Origin of the sequence: Pseudonocardia nigra, assembly GCF_019396355.1 — a bacterium.
Lineage (GTDB): Bacteria > Actinomycetota > Actinomycetes > Mycobacteriales > Pseudonocardiaceae > Pseudonocardia > Pseudonocardia nigra.
Map to the genome: position 1 here is coordinate 1 of NZ_JAHKRK010000170.1, position 17,757 is coordinate 17,757.

Sequence of the window (17,757 nt, forward strand, 5' to 3'; positions counted from 1 at the left end):
GCTGCGGCCCGGGCCGACGAGAGCCGCTTGCCGTCCGTCCCCGAGGCCGGCCGCCGGCGGCCGAGCGCCCCCGACGACGCCCAGTGGCCGCAGATCGAACAGAAGCACGGTCGACCGCTCACCCAACCCGGCGGTACAGCGACGCACTCACCGAAGCAGCATCGCGCGCCGGCGTCACCGGCCACAGCGGGGAGCGGGCCGACGCTGGGAGCGGCGGCCGCGGCGTTCCTGGCCCGGCCCGGTCCGAGCCCGGCAAGCGTCCGGTCCTACGGGCAGACCCTCGACCGGCTGCGCCGCGAACTCGGCGACGACCTGCCGGTCACCGCCCTCACACCCGCCTCGGTGGCGCGCGTGTTCGCCGCGGCCTGGTCCCGCGCCGCTCCGGCCACGTGGAATCGGCACCGGGCCGCCGTCCGCGCCTTCGCGGCGTGGGCGGGCACCGGCCCGCTCGACGAGTCCCTCGACCGGCGCCCGGCCCCACGCGGCCGCCCGCGGCCAATGGCCGCCGACCGGGTCGCACACCTCACCAGCCGCCCGGACATCCGGCTGCGGGAGCGGGTGCTCTGGCGGCTGCTGCGCGACAGCAGCGCGCCCGCCGGCGAGGTACTGGCCCTCGACGTGCCCGACCTCGACCTGGCCGCGGCGCGCGCCCGCGGCGGCCGGATCCGCTGGACGCCGGCGACGTCGGCGCTGCTGGGCCAATTGATCGGAGACCGGACCCACGGGCCGGTGTTCCTCGCCGACCGGCGCCCCGGGCCGGGCCGCCCGCGGCCGCCCGCGGACGTCTGCCCCCACACCGGCCGCGGCCGCCTGTCCTACCCACGCGCGGAGTACCTGTTCAAGCAGGCGTCCGGCGGTGCGACGCTGCGCATGCTCGCCGCGACCGGACTGCGCGGCCAGCAACGCGACGAGCAGTAGCTGCACGGCCGCGCTGCACGGCGCCGCGACATCGAGCAGCGGGCGCGCCGAGTGTGAGCCGGGTCGACCGCGGCAGCGAGAACGCACTAGACGAAAACGGTTGTCGTTCACGATAGGGTGCGCGCCATGGATGGTGTGACCCGGTTCTACGACCGCACGGGCGAGTTCGTGGCCGTGCTGCTCGGCACGGCCTGGCAGGCGCTCGCCCCCGCACTGACGGACGCGCTCGACGGCCTCGACCCGGCCGCGGGTCCCGTCGTGGACGCGGGCGCCGGCACGGGCCTGGGCACCCGCGTGATCGGCGACGCGCTCCCCGACGCGGAGATCCTCGCGGTGGAGCCGGACCGGGCGCTGCGCACCGCGCTGCTCGCCCGCGTCGCCGCCGACCCCGACCTCTGCGCCCGCGTCACCGTCCTCGACACCGACCTGCTCGGCGCCCCACTGCCCGAACGTATCGGCGGGCTCGTCGCGATGAACGTGATAGGTCACTTCTCGCCCGGCGACCGCGCGACGCTGTGGGCGTCGCTGGCGCAACGGCTCGCCCCGGAGGGTCGCGCAGTGCTCAACCTCTACCCGCCGACCCGGCCCGAGCGGGTGCCCGCCACCCCGATGTCGCAGGTGCAGCTCGGCAGGCGCCGCTACAGTGGCTCGGCTGCGGCGGAGCCCGCGGGGGACGACGCGGTGACCTGGGAGATGAGCTACCGGCTGGAGGAGGACGGGCAGGTGCTCACCGAGTTCAGCGCCCGCGACCACTGGCACGTGTTCACGCCCGAGCAGCTCGCCGGCGAGCTGGCCCCGCACGGGCTGCGCGTCACATCCGGCGACGCAGCCCAGGGCATCCAGGTGATCACCCGATGACCGCACCGTCCGGAGTCGGAGCGGTGTTCGACGACGCCCGCGCCGGGTTCCTGACCTGGTCGCCGCTGGTGTGGGACCCGGTCGGCGAGGCGACGGTCCGCGCGGCGGCCCTGTCGCCCGGCGAGCGGGTGCTCGACGCGTGCTGCGCCGCCGGGTCGTCCGCGCTGCCCGCCGCGGCCGCCGTCGGACCGTCCGGGCACGTGGACGCCGTCGACCTCGCGGGCGCGCTCGTCGCCGACGGCAGGGGCCGCGCGGGCGGCCTGCCGCAGCTCGCCTTCCACACGGCCGACGTCACGACGTGGTCGGGCCGCGCCTACCACGCCGTGCTCTGCGTGTTCGGGGTGCTCCTCCTCCCCGACATGGACGCCGGCGGCGCGCACCTCGCCGCGCTGCTGCGCCCCGGCGGCCGGATGGCCCTGACGACGTGGCTGCGCGGCTCCGTCGAACCGCTGATCGGACCGTTCGCGCAGGCGGTGGCCGCCGAGCGCGGCGCGAGCGACGACGTCGCACTGGACGAGGACCTGGCCTGGGCGTTCGTCACCGGAGCCGGCACCCGCGCCATGCTCGCCGGGCTCGACGACGCCACCGTCGCGCGGGTGCGGGACCGCTACGCAGCCGCGCTGGCCGCGGCGGGTACCGACACGTTCCACCTGCGCGCCCTCGTGGGGGTGGGCCACACCGCGGGCTGACGGGCGCGCGGTCAGCGCCGGGACGCGAGGTCGGTCACGACTGCCGCCACGGCCTCGGCCGGCTCCGGATCGGTCGCCACCACGACGCCGTCACAGGTCACCGTGCAGGCCGCCGTGGCCGCGTTGACCTGCCGCACCGCATCCCGCACCGGCAGGCCCCGACGCCGCGCGGCGCGCCAGATCGCGGGCACCAGCCACGCGGTGTTCCGCGGGTCGGTGACGACGATCTCGATCTCGTCGTCGCCGAACCGCTCGCGCAGTGCCCGGTACACCGCGCCCATGCGGGCCATGTCGGCGCGCACGTGGGCATAGGGGTCCTCGCCGGTGGTGGTACAGCTCCCGGTGAGCTCGCCGACGACGTCGCTGCTCAGCCGCCCGCAGCAGCCCGAATCGCCCATCTGACGGTCCCACTCCCGCACCAGGACCACCTGGTGGCGGTCGCTCCCGGTCGAGTCCATGGGTATCGCCTCCTGGGCGGTCCACGCTACCCGCCGCGCCGCCGTCCGGCGTGGTGTGACGGGACCTCCGTCAGGCGCCCAGCGCCACCACCTCCGCCACCCCGGCGCGCACCCCCTCCACCAGCGCTGCCGCATCGGTGACGGCGGCGGGGTCGAAGGTCAGCGCCAGGCAGCCCGTGCCGCCGTGCGCGAGCAGCCCGACGGCCGCGGCGGCGCCGAGCAGCGGGCCGAACGCGTAGACGCCGGTGATACGGGCGCCCGCGAGGAAGGTCGGGTCCCCGACCCCCGGCAGCGTGCCCACCCGGACGTCCGGTGGCGGGCCCGCGTCCGGGTCCGCCGTGAGGACGGCCTCCCGTACCGCCCGGACCCGCGCCGCCGCGTCCCGCTCGATGAGTGCAGCGCTGACCCGGACGGTGCCGCGGCCCTGCCGATCGTCCGAGGGACCGAGGGAGACCCCGACCGGCACGGCGCTCACTCCGGTCGCCCCGATGTGCTCGTGATACCAGCGCAGCCCGCCCAGCACCGCGGCCACGACGCCGTCCGCGAGCGAGCCACCCGCGGCCCGCGCACCCGCCCGGAGCCCGTCCAGCGGCACGTCGATCACTTCCAAGGACCACGCACCGGAGCGCCGGGCGAGAGCGGGCGACCCGTCCGATGCGCCGGGCGGCACCAACGCCAGCAGCGCGCCGACCAGGTCCGGACCGGCCCGGAGCACGGCGCCCGGCGCGGCGAGCACGGCCCGGCCGAGCCGCCCCACGGGCGACGGTGCCGATCCGGGACGTGCCGGCGGCTCGGGTCGTTCCGGGTCGGGATCGGGCGAGCGGCTGTGCAGCATCCCCATGACCTGCACGATCCCGAGCTCGTCGGTGACGCTCTGGTGCGTCGTCACGGAGTAGGCGGCCCGGCCGCCCTCCAGACCCTCGACGAGCAGCGCCCGCCACAGGGGCCGGTCCCGGGGAAGCGGCGCGGCGGCGAACGTCTGCACGGCGTCGAGCAGCTGCCGCATCGACCCGGGCGCGGGCAGCCGCACGTGCGACAGGTGCCGGTCGAGGTCCAGGTCCGCGACCGGGACCCACTCCGGCGCCCCGAGTCCGAACGGCGGCTCGACCGGCCGCTCCCGCATCCGCGGCACCATGCGTGACGCCCACTCGTGCGCCCCCACCAGCCGCGCCCGGTCCGGGGCCCGGTCGAGCAGCTCGAGCAGCGTCACGGTGGCGCGCCGCAGCGGGTCGGCCACCTCCGCCCGCCAGGTCGCGGCCTCCGCCGCGGTCATCTCCGGCGACCGCAGTACCGCCAGGGGCTCCGCCACCGGGCCGCGCGGTCCCGTCGTCACCTCGACGGGACCCGCCCGCCGCGGACCCCTGTCGGTCGGGTCCCCGCCGGCCAGCGCCGCGACGAAGCGCTCGCGGACCTCCACGACGTGCTCGTCCAGGTCCGGGACCGACCAGCCGCCGGTCGGGATCGGCGGCAGCACCCGCACCCGCACGGTGCCCGGCCGCAGCGTCGACGCGCCGCGCCACATCAGCTCACCGGCGTTGCGGATCACGATCGGGACCACCGGCACGCCGGCCTGCATCGCGATATGGAAGGCCCCCTTCTTGAACGGGCCCAGCGCCGGGGTGGCCGACCGGGTGCCCTCCGGGGCGACGACCAGCGACACCCCCTCGCGCAGCCGCTGCACCGCGGGCGCGAGCGCCGCCTTCGCGGCGACGGTGTCGCCGCGGTCGACGAACGCGACGTCGGCGAGACGGAAGGCGAGCCCGAAGCCCGGGACCGCCGCCGCCTCCTTCTTCGCGACGGCGGTGAAACCACTGCGCAGCAGCTTCGCGAGGATCAGGACGTCGAGCTGGCTCTGGTGGTTGAACAGGAACACCGCGGGCCGCGCGGCCTCCAGGTGCTCACCGCCGCAGACGTCGAGGCGCACCCCGCCGAGGGCGGTGCCCAGCTCCCCGGCGAGGGTGAGGCCGAGGTCCACGGCGTCGCGCCGCGACCCGTCCCCCGCGAACGCGTTGAGCGCTCCGAGCGCCAGGCCCGCCGCGAACCCACCGAGGGTGCCGCCGACGGCGCCGGCGGTCCGGGCGACCTCGCGGGCGCCGGGGCGCCCCCGGGACCGGAAGCGTGCGATCGGCCAGTTCTTCTGCGCCGCCTCGACCGCCAGGTCCGGGCCGGGGTTGAGTGCCCTGGCGCGGCCGACCGTCGCGAGGAACGGCACGTCCTCGTCGCCGTTCGAGTAGGCGTAGCTGTCGATGAGGTCGACGCCGTGCTCCCGCGCGAACGCCCGGACCGCGGCCGCCTTCCCCGAGCGCCACAGCGGCGGCCCGCCCGGCCGCCCGGTGCACAGCCCGTCCTCGATCTCGACGGGTGTCACCAGGACGTGCTCCACGCCCATCGCGGCGGCCGCCGGCGCCACCTGGAAGCGGGTGCCCGACGACGCGAGCACCACCGTGTGCCCGGCCCGCCGGTGCGCCTCCACGAGCCGCCACGCCTCCGGGTACAGCGACCCGGCGATCCCCCGCAGCCACAGCCGCTCCCCCAGCTCCGTGAGCTCCTCTGCGCTGCGGCCGGTCCAGGCCCGCATGCCGAGCAGGAAGAAGCGCTCGAAGTCGGCCTCGGAGGTCACCCCGCGCAGCCCGATCAGGAGCAACCGCCCGAGGTCGACCGGGGTGACGTGCCCGGACCGCAGGTGGTGGCGGGCGAACGCGGCGAGCGAGTAGCCGTCGATCAGCGTGCCGTCGAAGTCGAAGAACGCCCCGATCCGCGGCCCCTGTGGGCCCGCCTCGACGTCGGCGACCAGCTGCTCCTCGTCCCAGATCAGCTCCCCATCACGCTTGTCAGGGGGCAACACCGACCACCTCCCGCCGCGCCGCGGCGTCGATCTCGTCGATCCGGATCACTCTGGCGACCGCGTCGCGCAGCTGCGCCGCGAACGCCCCACGGCGCTCCGCCAGCTCCTCCCGGCCCCCGTCCCCTGGCGGCACGGCGACCAGATCCCGGTTGGCCGCGAGCTTCAGCGCGCTCGCGAACAGCTCGCGCGAGAGCGACTCCGGGCCGTGCAGCCTGCCCTGCAGCAGCATCTGCTGCCCGACGCCCGCGCACTCGGCGAGGAACTCCTTCTCGACGACGGGCCTGCGCGGGTCGCGTGCGGCGAGCCGCTCGGCGACCACGAGCTGCGCGTCCAGGAACGAACGCAGCACCCGGTGCGCGATGAGGAAGTCGGCCCCGGCCAGCACCTCGTCGCCCGCCGCGGACTCCCAGCCGCAGGACAGACGGGTCAGCTCCGCCGACAGCTGCGTTCGGTAGCTCTCCCGGTCTGGGAAGAAGAACTCGAACTTGAGCAGGTCGCGCAACCGCGCCGCCTCCTCCCAGCGGTCGGCCGGGTCGTGCAGCAGCACCAGCTCGGCGATCGCCCGGTCGACGAAGTGGTGGATCGCGCTGTTGCGGTAGAACGCCGCCACCAGGTGCTGACCCCGCTCGATCGCGTACACCGGCTCCTCGCCGCCCGTGTACGCCGTGACGACCTTCGACTGCGCCAGCGCGCCCAGCACGCGGCGGACCCCGGCGGCCGAGCGCAGCACCTCGCCCGAGTGCGGGTGGCCGCAGGCGTCGAGGTACGCGCGCACGGGCGCGAGCACCCGCTGCAGCTGCCCCAGGGTGAGCGCCCGGTCCCGCACACCGAGCAGCGCCAGCGTCACCAGCGCGGTGGCGACCACCGGCGTGGTCCGGTTGATCCCCACCGCCACCTCGAACGCCATCTGCAGGGCGACGCGGCGCGCGCCGGGGTCCTCGTCACTGGCAGCCGCCAGGGCCGCGCGCAGCGACAGCGGCTCGGCGAACCGGACGTGCGCGGTGCCGATCGGCGACAGCTGCGCCTTCGCGTACCGGGCCAGCCAGGCGAGCCCCTCCCCCTTCTTGGGCGCGCCGACCTGCTCGGCCGCCATTGCCGACACCTCGCGCAGCTGGTCGTAGGTGATCGAGACCGGGACCAGGTGGACGTCCTCGGTGCGGCCTTGCTCCACGGCCTCCGCGACGTTTGCGAGCAGCCCGAATCGCGGCGGCCGCAGCTTGCCCGTGCGCGACCGGCCGCCCTCGAAGTACCACTCCAGGTTGAACCGCTTGGCCAGCAGGAACCCGAAGTACTCGCGGACGACGAGCTTGTAGATCTCGTCGTCGCCGAAGCTGCGCCGGATGAACACAACACCGGCCCGCCTGGCGAGCGGGCCGACCGGCCAGAACCGCAGGTTGTCCCCGCCGAGGACGTGGTTGCGCGGGAAGTCGTGCTCGGCCAGCACGTCGGCGAGCAACAGCGGGTCGGCGTAGGAGCGGTGGCTGGGCAGGAACACCAGCGCGTGCCGCCGGTTCAGCTCGCGCAGCTTCTCCAGCCCCGCGTCGTCGACCTGGACGTTCCAGGCGCGGGCGTGCAGCGGCCGCAGCGCACCGGTGAGCAGGTCGACCGCCATCGGGCTCATCGCCGCGACGAGGCCGTGCAGGTCGGCGGTCGCCCGGGCCACGACCTCCGCCTCGGGCAGCTCCAGCCGGGCGGCCAGCTCACGGACCTCGCGGCGGAACCCGGGACTGCGCTCGATCGCCTCGACGATCCGCTTGGGCACCTTGTAGCGGTCACCGACGAGCCCCCGCTCGGCGCGTTCGAGCGCCAGCCCCGCCTGCCGGGCGACGAACTCCCCGAACGCCCGGCGCCCGCCCGCCCCCGGCCCGGCGGAGAACCGCTGCCGCAGCTCCGCCACCGTGGCCGGCTCGGCCGCCACGACCACCGCCCGGTCCGGCTCCCGGCGCACGATCCGGGCCTGGTGCCGCGCGGCGGGGCGGCGCGGGTTGCGCAGCGTCACGACGTCTGACCACCGCACCCGCCGCTGCCCGCCCCGCTCGCGCGGCAGCCACGCCACGCGCACCGCGGCGACGAGCGCGGCGTCATCGGCCGTGGCCAGCGGTTCCGCCAGCGCCGGACCGCGCAGCGGCAGCACGGCGACGGGCCGCGCCTCCTGCGCACGCACCCAGTCCCGGACCAGTCCGCGCTCGACCTCCGTGGCCGCCTCCGCCAGCAGGAGCACCGGCTGCGGGTCCTCCATGCACGCCCCTTCCGTCGACCCCATCCTGGCCCATTCCGCGGTCACGTTCCGCGGAACGCGGTTCGTGCCAGACTGCGGACTCCGCCGACCGGAGGAGGCTCCGCTGATCGAGGCCGTCGTCTTCGACATCGGAGGCGTGCTGGTCGACGTCGACTTCCGGCGTCTGTACCGCGACCTGCTCGACGAGGCGCGCATCGACTGGTTCCTCGGCAGCGTGGTCACCCGGGACTGGCACCGGCGGCACGACGCCGGGTACCCGATGCACCAGGGCGTGGCGGACCTGATCGCCGAGCATCCCGACCACGCGGAGCTGATCGCCGCCTGGGACGACCGGTTCCCCGACGTGTGGGTCGGCGCCCAGGACGACACCGTCGCGATCGCCATGACGCTCCGTGCCCGCGGCCTGCCGCTGTACCTGCTGTCGAACTGGCCGGGCGAGAAGTTCCCGCTCGCCCGCGAGCGGTTCCCGTTCCTGGACGAGCTGTTCGACGGCCAGGTCATCTCCGGGTACGAGGGCGTCGTCAAGCCGGATGCGCGGATCTTCGAGGTGCTCGCGCAGCGCTACGGGCTGGTCCCGTCGAGGACGGTGTTCGTCGACGACATGCCTGCCAACGCGAGCACGGCGCGGGACCTCGGGTACCGGGCGATCGAGTTCATCGGAGCGGACCGGCTGCGGGCCGAGCTGGGCGAGCTCGGCCTGGTCGTCTGACCGCGGCGCGTTCCGCGGAACGCCCGGGCCGTCCCGGGACGCAGTCCTCGCCGTCGGCCAGGACTGTCGGTGCCCGCTGCCATCCTCGAGGTCGAACACCAGTTCGATCTTCTGGAGGTTGTCGTGTCCGCCACCCTTGTCGCCACGTTGCCCACCACCGCTGCCCGTGCTCGGTTCCAGGCCATGAGTACCCGGGATGTGGAGACCGAGCTGCTCGGCCTGGCCGGGCACATCGCCGCAGCACAGTGCCGGTTCCTGCAGCTGCTGGCCGAGTTCGACCGCCGCGACGGCTGGGCAGGGCCGGGGTTGAGATCCTGCGCGCACTGGCTGTCCTGGCGGGCCGGGATGAGCCGGCGCACCGCGGCGGAGCATGTCCGGGTAGCGCATGCGCTGGAGCGGTTACCGAGGATCACCGAGGCGTTCGCGGCGGGTCGGATCTCGTATTCGAAGGTGCGGGCGATCACCCGGATCACCGGCGCCGACAGCGCCACGATCACCGCCTGCACCGCCACGGCCGGTGCCGGCCCCACCACGGGCGGTTCCTCGACCCCCGATGTCGATCCGCTCAACCCGCTCGACCGGCCCGACCCGGCCGAGGCGACCGAGACGGACCCACCGGCCACACCCGCCGGACCCGCAGCAGCACCCGAGGTCACCGGCCCCGACCCCGCAATGGCCGGCCCGACGGGGCCCGACCCGAGCGGGGGCGATCCGACTGTGCCCGATCCTGAGGTGGCCGACCGGGTCCTGCTGAACCTGGCGCTGTCGGGCACCGCGAGTCATGTCGAGACGGTGGTGCGGGCCGTGCGCCGCCGCCGCGCCGCACCCACCGACACCGCCGCCCGCAGGGGTTTGTCCTGGCATTGGGCCGACGACGGGTCGCTGGTGGTGCGCGGCCGGTTCACCCCCGACGAGGGTGCCGCACTGATCGCCGCCGTGGGGCCGCTGGTGCCACCTCGCGGCCCTGTCCACCACCCCGTCCCCGCCTCTCCGCCGGGCTGGCGGGAACGCGCGGTCGAGGAGGAGCCGGGCCCTGCGGTCGACCGGGTGGCCGCCCGCCGCGCCGACGCCCTGCTGGCCCTGGTCACCGGCCGGACCGCCACCGGGAAGGAGGAGGTGGCGCCGGTGGTGGCCCGCGGCGACGCGCACGTCGTGGTGCACCTCGACACCACCACCGGCACCGCCCGCCTCGACGGCGGCCCCGAACTCCCGGCCACCACCGCCGAACGGCTGGCTTGCGACGCCCGCGTCCAACTCCTGCTCGACGACCGCAGAAACAACCGCCTTCACCTCGGCCGCGCCCGCCGGCTGGCGTCACCCGCCCAGATCGCCGCGCTCACCGCCCGCGACGGTGGCCGCTGCCAGTTCCCCGGCTGCACCCACACCCGCTTCTTGCACGCTCACCACGTGCGCCCGTGGCTGCGTGGCGGGCCCACCGACATCGACAACCTCGTCCTGGTCTGCGGCTTCCACCACCGCGTCATCCACGACCACGGCTACCGGATCCGCCGCCTGCCCGGCCGATGGGAGATCCTCCGCCCCGACGGCACCCCGGTCCCCGCCACCGGCGCGCCCCTCACCGGCAACACCGAACGCCTCATCGAAAGCGCCACCCGCGCCGGCCTCCACATCACCGGCAACTCCCTCACCCCCAACTGGGGAGGCGAACGCCTCGACCCCGAACCCATCCTCGACGCCCTGCTGCCCTACCGCGGCAAGGCAGCGGCGTGAGCACGGTGGGCGCGCCGGCGCGTTCCGCGGAACGCGCGGGCACAGGCACAACCCCGTCGACGCCGCGCCCGCCACCCGCCACACTGCCCCGCTGTGACCATCGATCTGCGCCGCGCCACCCTCGACGACCTACCCGCCATCACCGTCGCCGACGGCCGGGCCTTCGGGCAGCAGTACAGCGACACCGACATCGAGGACTTCCGGCCGCTGTTCGAGCCCGACCGGTTCCTCCTCGCGATCGACGGCGCCGACGACGCGAAGGGGTCGATCGTCGGGATCACCGGGTCGTTCCCGTTCGACGTCACGCTGCCGGGTGGTGCGACGCTGGCCACGCCGGGCGTGACGTGGGTGTCGGTGGCGGTCACGCACCGCCGGCGCGGGATCCTGCGTGCCCTGTTCGCCGAGCAGCACCGCGGGTTCGTGGCCGAGGGCGCCGCGGTGTCGCTGCTGACGGCCAGCGAGGGCGCGATCTACGGCCGGTTCGGCTACGGGATCGCGACGGGCAGGCGGTCGGTGGAGATCAGCAAGCGGCGCGCGGCGTTCCGGGCGGAGGTGCCCGACCCGGGCGGCGTCCGGCAGGTCGACGGCGACGCGAGGCCCGTGCGCTCGCCCCGGACGTCCACCGCCGGTGGGCGGCGCTGACGCCGGGGGCGATGTCGCGCAGTGACGCGTGGTGGGACGACGCGCTGCGGGACCGGGAGTCGCGCCGCGGCGGCGCCAGCGGCCTGTTCCACCTCGCGCACCCCGACGGCTACGCGTCCTACCGGATCGCACCCGAGCGGACCTGCCGCGTCGTCAGCCTCTTCGCCGCCACCGAGGAGGCGCGCATCGCGCTCTGGCGGGTGCTGCTCGCCCTCGACCTCGTCGAGACGATCACGGTGCCCGACCTCGCGCTCGACGACCCGCTGCCGCACCTGCTCACCGACCCGCGGCAGGTCCGCACCACCGGGCTCACCGACGGGATGTGGGCGCGGGTCCTCGACGTGCCCGCCGCCCTGTCCGCCCGCCGCTACGCGGTCGAGGTCGACGTCGTCCTCGACGTCCGCGACCCGTTCCTCGACCGCGGCGGCCGCTTCCGGCTCCGCGGCGGCCCGGACGGCGCAGCGTGCGAGCCGGCGGACGGGCCGGGCACGGCGGTCCCGGTCGACGCCGCAGCGCTCGGCTCCCTGCTCCTCGGCGGCGAGCGCGCCACCACGCTCGCCCGGGCGGGGCTGCTGGAGGCCGGCGACCCCGCGACGCTCCGGCGGCTCGACGCCGCGTTCCTCGCCGACCGCACGCCCCAGCACGGCACCGAGTTCTGAGGCGGCGCCCGGGGTTACCGGAGCATCGATCCGGGAAGGTCGGACATCGTGGACGGCCCGCTGCTCAGCCTCGCCCTGGTTCTGCTGTTCGTGCTGATCGGGGGGTTCTTCGCGGCGTCCGAGCTGGCGCTGGTGTCGCTGCGGGACGGCCAGGTGCGGCGGATGGCCGACGCCGACCGGCGCGGGGCGCGGGTGGCCCGGCTGCGGGCGGACGAGAACCGGTTCCTGTCGGCGGTGCAGATCGGCGTCACCCTCGCCGGGTTCTTCTCCGCCGCCTACGGCGGCTCGACGCTGGCAGAGCCGCTGGGCGCGGTGCTCACCGGGTGGGGTGTGCCCGCGGCGGTGGCGGGCACGACTGCGTTCATCGCCGTGACGGTCGCGATCTCCTACCTGTCGCTGGTGCTCGGCGAGCTCGTGCCGAAGCGGCTCGCGCTGCAACGCCCGGAGGGGGTGGCGCTGGCGGTCGCCCCGGCGCTGGACCGGATCGCGGCGGCCGGCCGCCCGCTGATCTGGCTGCTCGGGAAGTCCACGAACGGGGTGGTCCGGCTGCTCGGGCTGGACCCGAAGGCGAGCGACGAGGGCGTCAGCGAGGAGGAACTGCAGGACATGGTGCGCACGCACCGCAGCCTCGGTCCGGTGGAGCGGCGGGTGCTCGGCGACGTGTTCGGGGCGGCCGACCGCACCGTCGGGGCTTCGATGGTGCCGCGCACCGAGGTCGAGTTCCTCCCGGCGGCGATGTCGCTGCGCGAGGCCACGAGCGACGTGCTCGACCGCTCCCACTCCCGGTACCCGGTGATCGGTGCGACGGTCGACGACGTGGTGGGGGTCGTGCACATCCGCGACCTGTTCACGGTGCTGCTGCGCGACCCCGACGCCGCGGACCGGGAGCTGCGGGAGTTCGCCCGGCCGCTGCCGTTCCTGCCCGCCGGCAAGCCGGTGCTGGACGCGCTGTCGGAGATGCGCGCGGGCCGGGCGCAGCTGGCGGTCGTCGTCGACGAGTACGGCGGCACCGACGGCATCCTCGCGCTGGAGGACATCCTCGAGGAGCTGGTGGGCGAAATCGAGGACGAGTACGACCCGGCGCCCGTCGACGGCGAGACCGACCTCGACGGGTTGCTGCACCGCGACGAGCTGACCGACCGCACCGGGATCCGGCTCCCGAGCGGCCCGTACGAGACGCTGGCCGGGTTCGTGCAGACGAGGTTGGGCCGGGTACCCCGCGAGGGCGACACCGTCGAGACGGGCGCCCACCGCTTCACCGTCACCCAGATGGACGGTCTGCGCGTCGCCCGGGTGCGGGTGCATAGCTCCCGGGGCAACGGGTAGTTCCCGTGCATGGCTTTCCAGGTGACCGAGGTGCAGCGCGCCCTCAAGGGCGCGGACTACCCGATGGACGGCAAGGCGCTCGCCGACCTGGCGAAGAAGAACGGCGGGGACGACGACCTCGTCGAGGCGCTGCGGGACGTCCCGGAGGTGGACGGGCCCAACGGCGTCATGAAGCACCTGAAGGGCGACCTCGGCGGTTCGACGCCGGGCGGCAACAAGAGCGACGAGAAGAGCTACAAGGACGTCGAGGGACCGGCGTTCCAGGTCAACGAGGTGCAGAAGTACCTCAAGGGCGCCGACTACCCGATGGACGGCAAGGCGCTCGCCGACCTGGCGAAGAAGAACGGCGCGGGAGACGATCTCGTCGGGGCCCTGCAGGGGCTGCGCGAGGTCGACGGCCCCAACGGCGTGATGAAGGAGCTCAAGGAGCACCTCGGGGGCAAGCCCGGCGACGCCTGACGGAGCCGGCCGCCGGGCCTAGAGTGCGGGGATGACCGACAGTGGCGGCGTCCGCCCAATGGAGGACGGGATCGTCCGGGACTTCGGTGAGGTCGACGGGCGGACGCACCTCTCCTACGGGGCGTACCTCCACCTCGACGAGGTGCTGTCCGCCCAGCATCCCGTCAGCAGGCCGGAGCACCACGACGAGCTGCTGTTCATCGTGCAGCACCAGACCTCCGAGCTGTGGCTCAAGCTGGTGCTGCACGAACTGCGCGCGGTGCAGGCCCGGCTGGCGGCCGACGACCTGCGGCCCGCGCTCAAGAGCCTGGCCCGGGTCAAGCACATCCAGCGCCAGCTCACCGACCAGTGGTCGGTACTGGCCACGCTGACGCCCTCGGAGTACGCGGAGTTCCGCAGCTTCCTCGGCACGTCATCGGGCTTCCAGTCCGATCAGTACCGGGCCGTGGAGTTCATCCTCGGCAACAAGAACGCCGCGATGCTGCAGGTGTTCCGCCACGACGCGCGGGCGCAGGCCCAGCTCGCCGAGCTGCTCACCACGCCGAGCGTCTACGACGAGTTCCTGCGCTACCTGGCGCGGCACGGGCACGACGTCCCGATCGGCCTGCTGGAACGGGACGTCACGCAACCGCACACCTTCTCCCCCGAGCTCGTGCCGGTGTTCCGGCGGATCTACGAGCACTCGCACGAGATGTGGGAGGCCTACGAGGCGTGCGAGGAGCTGGTGGACCTGGAGGAGAACTTCCAGCTGTGGCGGTTCCGGCACCTCAAGACCGTGGAGCGCACGATCGGGACGAAACGCGGCACCGGCGGCTCCAGCGGGGTGGCGTTCCTGCGGGCCGCGCTCGAGCTCACGTTCTTCCCGGAGCTGTACGCCGTGCGGACGGAGATCGGTCGGTGACGCTCGAGATGACCGGGCGGGCGGCCGAACTGGACGCCGCCGACCCGCTCGCCCGCTTCCGCGACCGGTTCCTGCCCACCCCGGGCGTCGTCGCCTACCTCGACGGCAACTCCCTCGGCCGCCCGCCCGCCGCCACCGCCGCTGTGCTCGACCGCTTCGTCCGCGAGGAGTGGGGCGGGCGCCTCATCCGCGGCTGGACCACCGACCCCGGCGAGGGCACCGCCGGCCCGTGGATGGGGTGGCCGGAACGGCTCGGGGACCGGCTGGCCGCGGCCGCCCTCGGCGCCGGGCCCGGCCAGACCGTCGTCGCCGACTCCACCACCGTGCTGCTCTACAAGCTCGCCCGCGCCGCCGTGGACGCGCAGGCGCGGCGCGGCCGCAGCGAGATCGTGCTCGGCTCCGACAACTTCCCCACCGACCGCTACGTGCTGGAGGGGATCGCGGCCGAGCGCGGCTGCACGCTGCGGTGGATCGAGACCGACCCCGCCACCGGGATCACGCCGGACCAGGTCGCTGCCGCGGTCGGCGAGGACACCGCACTCGTCCTGTTCAGCCACGTCGCCTACCGGTCCGGCTGGATCGCCGACGCCCCGGCGATCACCCGGATCGCGCACGACGCGGGTGCGCTGGCGCTGTGGGACCTCAGCCACTCCGTCGGTTCCGTGGTCCTCGAGCTCGACTCGTGGGGCGTCGACCTCGCCGTGGGCTGCGGCTACAAGTACCTGGGTGGCGGGCCGGGCGCGCCGGCGTTCGGGTACATGCGCCGGGACCATCAGGACGGAGTTGACGGGCTCCGCCAGCCGATCCAGGGCTGGATGGGCAGGCGGGACCCGTTCGAGATGGGGCCGGGCTACACGCCTGCCGAGGGGATCCGCGGGATCGTCAGCGGCACCCCGCCGATCCTCGCGATGGTGCCGCTGCTGGCCGGCCTCGAGATGGTGGAGGAGGCCGGGATCGCCGCGGTGCGGGAGAAGTCCAAGGCGCTCACCGCGTTCGCGCTCGAGCTGGTCGACGCCTGGCTCGCCCCGCACGGCGTCGAGGTCGTCTCGCCGCGCGACCCCGAACGCCGCGGCGGGCACGTCACGATCCGCCGGGCCGGGTTCCGGGAGCTGCTCGACGTGCTGTGGGAGCGCGGCGTCATCCCCGACTACCGGGAGCCCGACGGCATCCGGCTCGGGATGGCGCCGCTGTCCACGAGCTTCACCGAGGTCGAGCGCGGGCTGGCGGTGCTGCGCGACGTGCTGCTACAGCAGGGTGAGCAGCAGCACCAGCACGAGCGTCAACAGGACGGACAGCAGGAGCGACCCGAGGCACCCGAGCCGGCTGGAGAACAGGGCGATCACCTGACGGGCCTACCCGCTGAGACCGATTCCCGATCATCCGATCGGGGGTAGAGGCAAGCATGCGCCTCACCCAGACCTCCGACCTGTGGTGGAAGAACGCGGTGATCTACTGCCTGGACGTCGAGACCTACGCCGACGGCGACGGCGACGGCCGCGGCGACTTCCGCGGCCTGACCCAGCAGATCGACCACCTCGACCGGCTCGGGGTCACCTGCATCTGGCTGATGCCGTTCTTCCCGACCCCGGACCGGGACGACGGCTACGACATCGTCGACTTCTACGGCGTCGACCCGCGGTTGGGCACGCCGGGTGACCTCGTCGAGTTCGTGCGCACCGCCCGCGACCGGGGCATGCGCGTGATCTCCGACCTCGTCGTGAACCACACCTCGGCCCAGCATCCGTGGTTCCTGGACGCGCGCAGCAGCCCGGATTCGCGCTACCGCAACTGGTACGTATGGCAGGAGTCACCGCCGCAGGACGGGCCGCAGGGTGTGATCTTCCCCGACCAGGAGACGAGTCTCTGGGAGTACGACGACGAGGCCGGCCGGTACTTCCTGCACCGGTTCTACAAGCACCAGCCGGACCTGAACGTGGCGAACCCGGAGGTCCGCGACGAGATCGCGCGGATCATGGGGTTCTGGATGGAGCTCGGCCTGTCCGGTTTCCGGGTGGACGCGGTGCCGTTCTTCCTGGAGGCCGCAGGCCAGGACGACGCGGCCGCGCTGCCCGACCCGCACGACTACCTCGCCGACCTGCGCGCGTTCCTCGGCAGGCGCAACGGCGAGGCGGTGCTGCTCGGCGAGGTGAACCTGCCCTACCCCGACACCGTGGCGTTCTTCGGAGGGCGCGACGGCGGAGGGGGGCCGTCCGAGCTGACGATGTGCTTCGACTTCGTCGGCATGCAGCAGATGTACCTCGCACTCGCCCGCGGTGACGCCGAGCCGCTCGCCGACGCGCTGCGGCAGCGCCCCGACCCGCCGGAGGACGGGCGCTGGGCGACGTTCGTGCGCAACCACGACGAGCTGACGCTGGACAAGCTCACCGACTCCCAGCGACAGGAGGTCTTCGCCGCGTTCGGTCCGGACGAGGACATGCAGCTCTACGGCCGCGGGCTGCGGCGGCGGCTGCCCCCGATGCTGGGCGGGGACCAGCGGTGGATCCGGATGGTCTACAGCCTGCTGTTCACCCTGCCCGGCACGCCGGTGCTGTTCTACGGCGAGGAGATCGGCATGGGCGAGGACCTGAGCCTGCCCGGCCGCTTCGCCGTGCGCACGGACATGGAGTGGGCCGCGGTGCGGGAGCAGCAGCGCGACCCCGACTCGCTGCTGTCGTGGATGCGGCTGCTGGTGGAGAGCTACCGGGCCTGCCCGGAGCTGGCCTGGGGCCGCTACACGGTGCTCGACCCCGGCCCGGACGCCCGGCCGGTGCTCGCCCACCGCTGCGGAACCGACGGCACCACCGTGGTGGCGCTGCACAACTTCGCCGACGCCGAGGTCGTCGCCGCCCCGCTGCTGCACGGGCTCGCCGGCCGGGAGCTCGCCGACGTGCTCCACCCGGCGGCCGACCCCGTCGCCGTCGGCGAGGACGGCCGGGTCGAGGTGACGCTGCCGCCGTACGGGTGCCGGTGGCTGCGCGTCGAGGAGGCCGGCCCCGCCGGCTGACGGTCGCGGCGGGTCGCCTGGGGTGAGCGACGCGGCACGGGCATGCCAAGGTGTCGACGTGAACGACACCCAGAGTGCGGCGGGCCGCCGGGGCGTCGCCGTGGTCACCGGCGCCGCCCGCGGATTCGGCCGTGAGATCGCCGCGCGGCTCGGCGCGCGCGGGCACCGCGTGCTGATCACCGACCTGGACGCCGACGCGGTCGCCGCGACCGCGGCCGAGCTGGGTGCCACCGGGCTGGTCGCCGACGCCCGGGTGCCCGACGAGCACCGCAGGGTCGCCGCCGCGGCGGCCGGCCTCGGCTCCGTGACGGTGTGGGTG

The 17,757-nt window shown here is 74.7% G+C and carries 16 protein-coding genes; 13 read left to right on the top strand and 3 right to left on the bottom strand.

Features of this window, described 5'->3' with window-relative positions:
- The 3 genes from KME75_RS30190 to KME75_RS30200 all read left to right on the top strand — a co-directional run.
- Positions 1-918, top strand: a 918-nt coding sequence (locus tag KME75_RS30190; protein WP_219418304.1) for a site-specific integrase, incomplete at its 5' end; no start/stop codon positions are given.
- 126 nt (positions 919-1,044) lie between these two features.
- Entirely contained in the window at positions 1,045-1,776 is a 732-nt protein-coding gene (locus tag KME75_RS30195) for a class I SAM-dependent methyltransferase (RefSeq protein WP_219418306.1), read from the top strand.
- On the top strand, positions 1,773-2,465 hold the full coding sequence (locus KME75_RS30200) for a class I SAM-dependent methyltransferase (protein ID WP_219418308.1): 693 nt from the start codon (positions 1,773-1,775) through the stop codon (positions 2,463-2,465). The genes KME75_RS30195 and KME75_RS30200 overlap by 4 nt, the downstream gene beginning before the upstream one ends.
- Positions 2,466-2,476: 11 nt before the next feature.
- Here the strand turns inward: KME75_RS30200 and KME75_RS30205 are convergent, their stop codons facing one another.
- The 3 genes from KME75_RS30205 to KME75_RS30215 form a co-directional block, all read right to left on the bottom strand.
- A complete protein-coding gene (locus KME75_RS30205; protein ID WP_219418310.1) occupies positions 2,477-2,923 on the bottom strand; it encodes a hypothetical protein in 447 nt (148 codons plus the stop codon).
- A 70-nt stretch (positions 2,924-2,993) separates the two neighbouring features.
- Complete coding sequence (locus KME75_RS30210; RefSeq protein ID WP_219418312.1) at positions 2,994-5,768, bottom strand: HAD-IB family hydrolase; 2,775 nt, start codon at positions 5,766-5,768, stop codon at positions 2,994-2,996.
- Positions 5,755-8,007 (bottom strand): glycerol-3-phosphate 1-O-acyltransferase, encoded by a 2,253-nt coding sequence (locus tag KME75_RS30215; RefSeq protein WP_246633131.1) that lies wholly within the window; start codon positions 8,005-8,007, stop codon positions 5,755-5,757. The genes KME75_RS30210 and KME75_RS30215 overlap by 14 nt, the downstream gene beginning before the upstream one ends.
- Here KME75_RS30215 and KME75_RS30220 point away from each other — a divergent pair.
- From KME75_RS30220 to KME75_RS43890, 10 genes are all read left to right on the top strand, one after another.
- Positions 8,006-8,716: an HAD family hydrolase gene (locus KME75_RS30220; protein ID WP_246633132.1), complete on the top strand. Its 711-nt coding sequence runs from the start codon at positions 8,006-8,008 to the stop codon at positions 8,714-8,716. The two genes, KME75_RS30215 and KME75_RS30220, sit on opposite strands and share 2 nt — an antisense overlap.
- Positions 8,717-8,785: 69 nt before the next feature.
- Entirely contained in the window at positions 8,786-10,447 is a 1,662-nt protein-coding gene (locus KME75_RS30225; RefSeq protein ID WP_219418315.1) for an HNH endonuclease signature motif containing protein, read from the top strand.
- Positions 10,448-10,540: 93 nt separating this feature from the next.
- On the top strand, positions 10,541-11,089 hold the full coding sequence (locus KME75_RS30230) for a GNAT family N-acetyltransferase (RefSeq protein WP_219418317.1): 549 nt from the start codon (positions 10,541-10,543) through the stop codon (positions 11,087-11,089).
- An 11-nt stretch (positions 11,090-11,100) separates the two neighbouring features.
- A complete protein-coding gene (locus tag KME75_RS30235) occupies positions 11,101-11,748 on the top strand; it encodes a sterol carrier protein domain-containing protein (RefSeq protein WP_219418318.1) in 648 nt (215 codons plus the stop codon).
- 48 nt (positions 11,749-11,796) lie between these two features.
- Positions 11,797-13,074, top strand: a complete 1,278-nt coding sequence (locus KME75_RS30240) for a hemolysin family protein (protein WP_219418319.1) — start codon at positions 11,797-11,799, stop codon at positions 13,072-13,074.
- Positions 13,075-13,083: 9 nt separating this feature from the next.
- On the top strand, positions 13,084-13,533 hold the full coding sequence (locus KME75_RS30245; RefSeq protein WP_219418320.1) for a DUF2795 domain-containing protein: 450 nt from the start codon (positions 13,084-13,086) through the stop codon (positions 13,531-13,533).
- A 31-nt stretch (positions 13,534-13,564) separates the two neighbouring features.
- Positions 13,565-14,434, top strand: a complete 870-nt coding sequence (gene kynA, locus KME75_RS30250) for a tryptophan 2,3-dioxygenase (protein ID WP_219418321.1) — start codon at positions 13,565-13,567, stop codon at positions 14,432-14,434.
- A gap of 8 nt (positions 14,435-14,442) precedes the next feature.
- Positions 14,443-15,828, top strand: a complete 1,386-nt coding sequence (locus KME75_RS30255; RefSeq protein WP_219418324.1) for a kynureninase — start codon at positions 14,443-14,445, stop codon at positions 15,826-15,828.
- An 8-nt stretch (positions 15,829-15,836) separates the two neighbouring features.
- Positions 15,837-17,438 carry an alpha-amylase family protein gene (locus tag KME75_RS30260; RefSeq protein WP_219418322.1) on the top strand — a complete coding sequence of 534 codons (1,602 nt, stop codon included), beginning with the start codon at positions 15,837-15,839 and terminating at the stop codon, positions 17,436-17,438.
- Between the two features lie 58 nt (positions 17,439-17,496).
- Positions 17,497-17,757, top strand: a 261-nt coding sequence (locus KME75_RS43890) for an SDR family NAD(P)-dependent oxidoreductase (RefSeq protein WP_219418323.1), incomplete at its 3' end; no start/stop codon positions are given.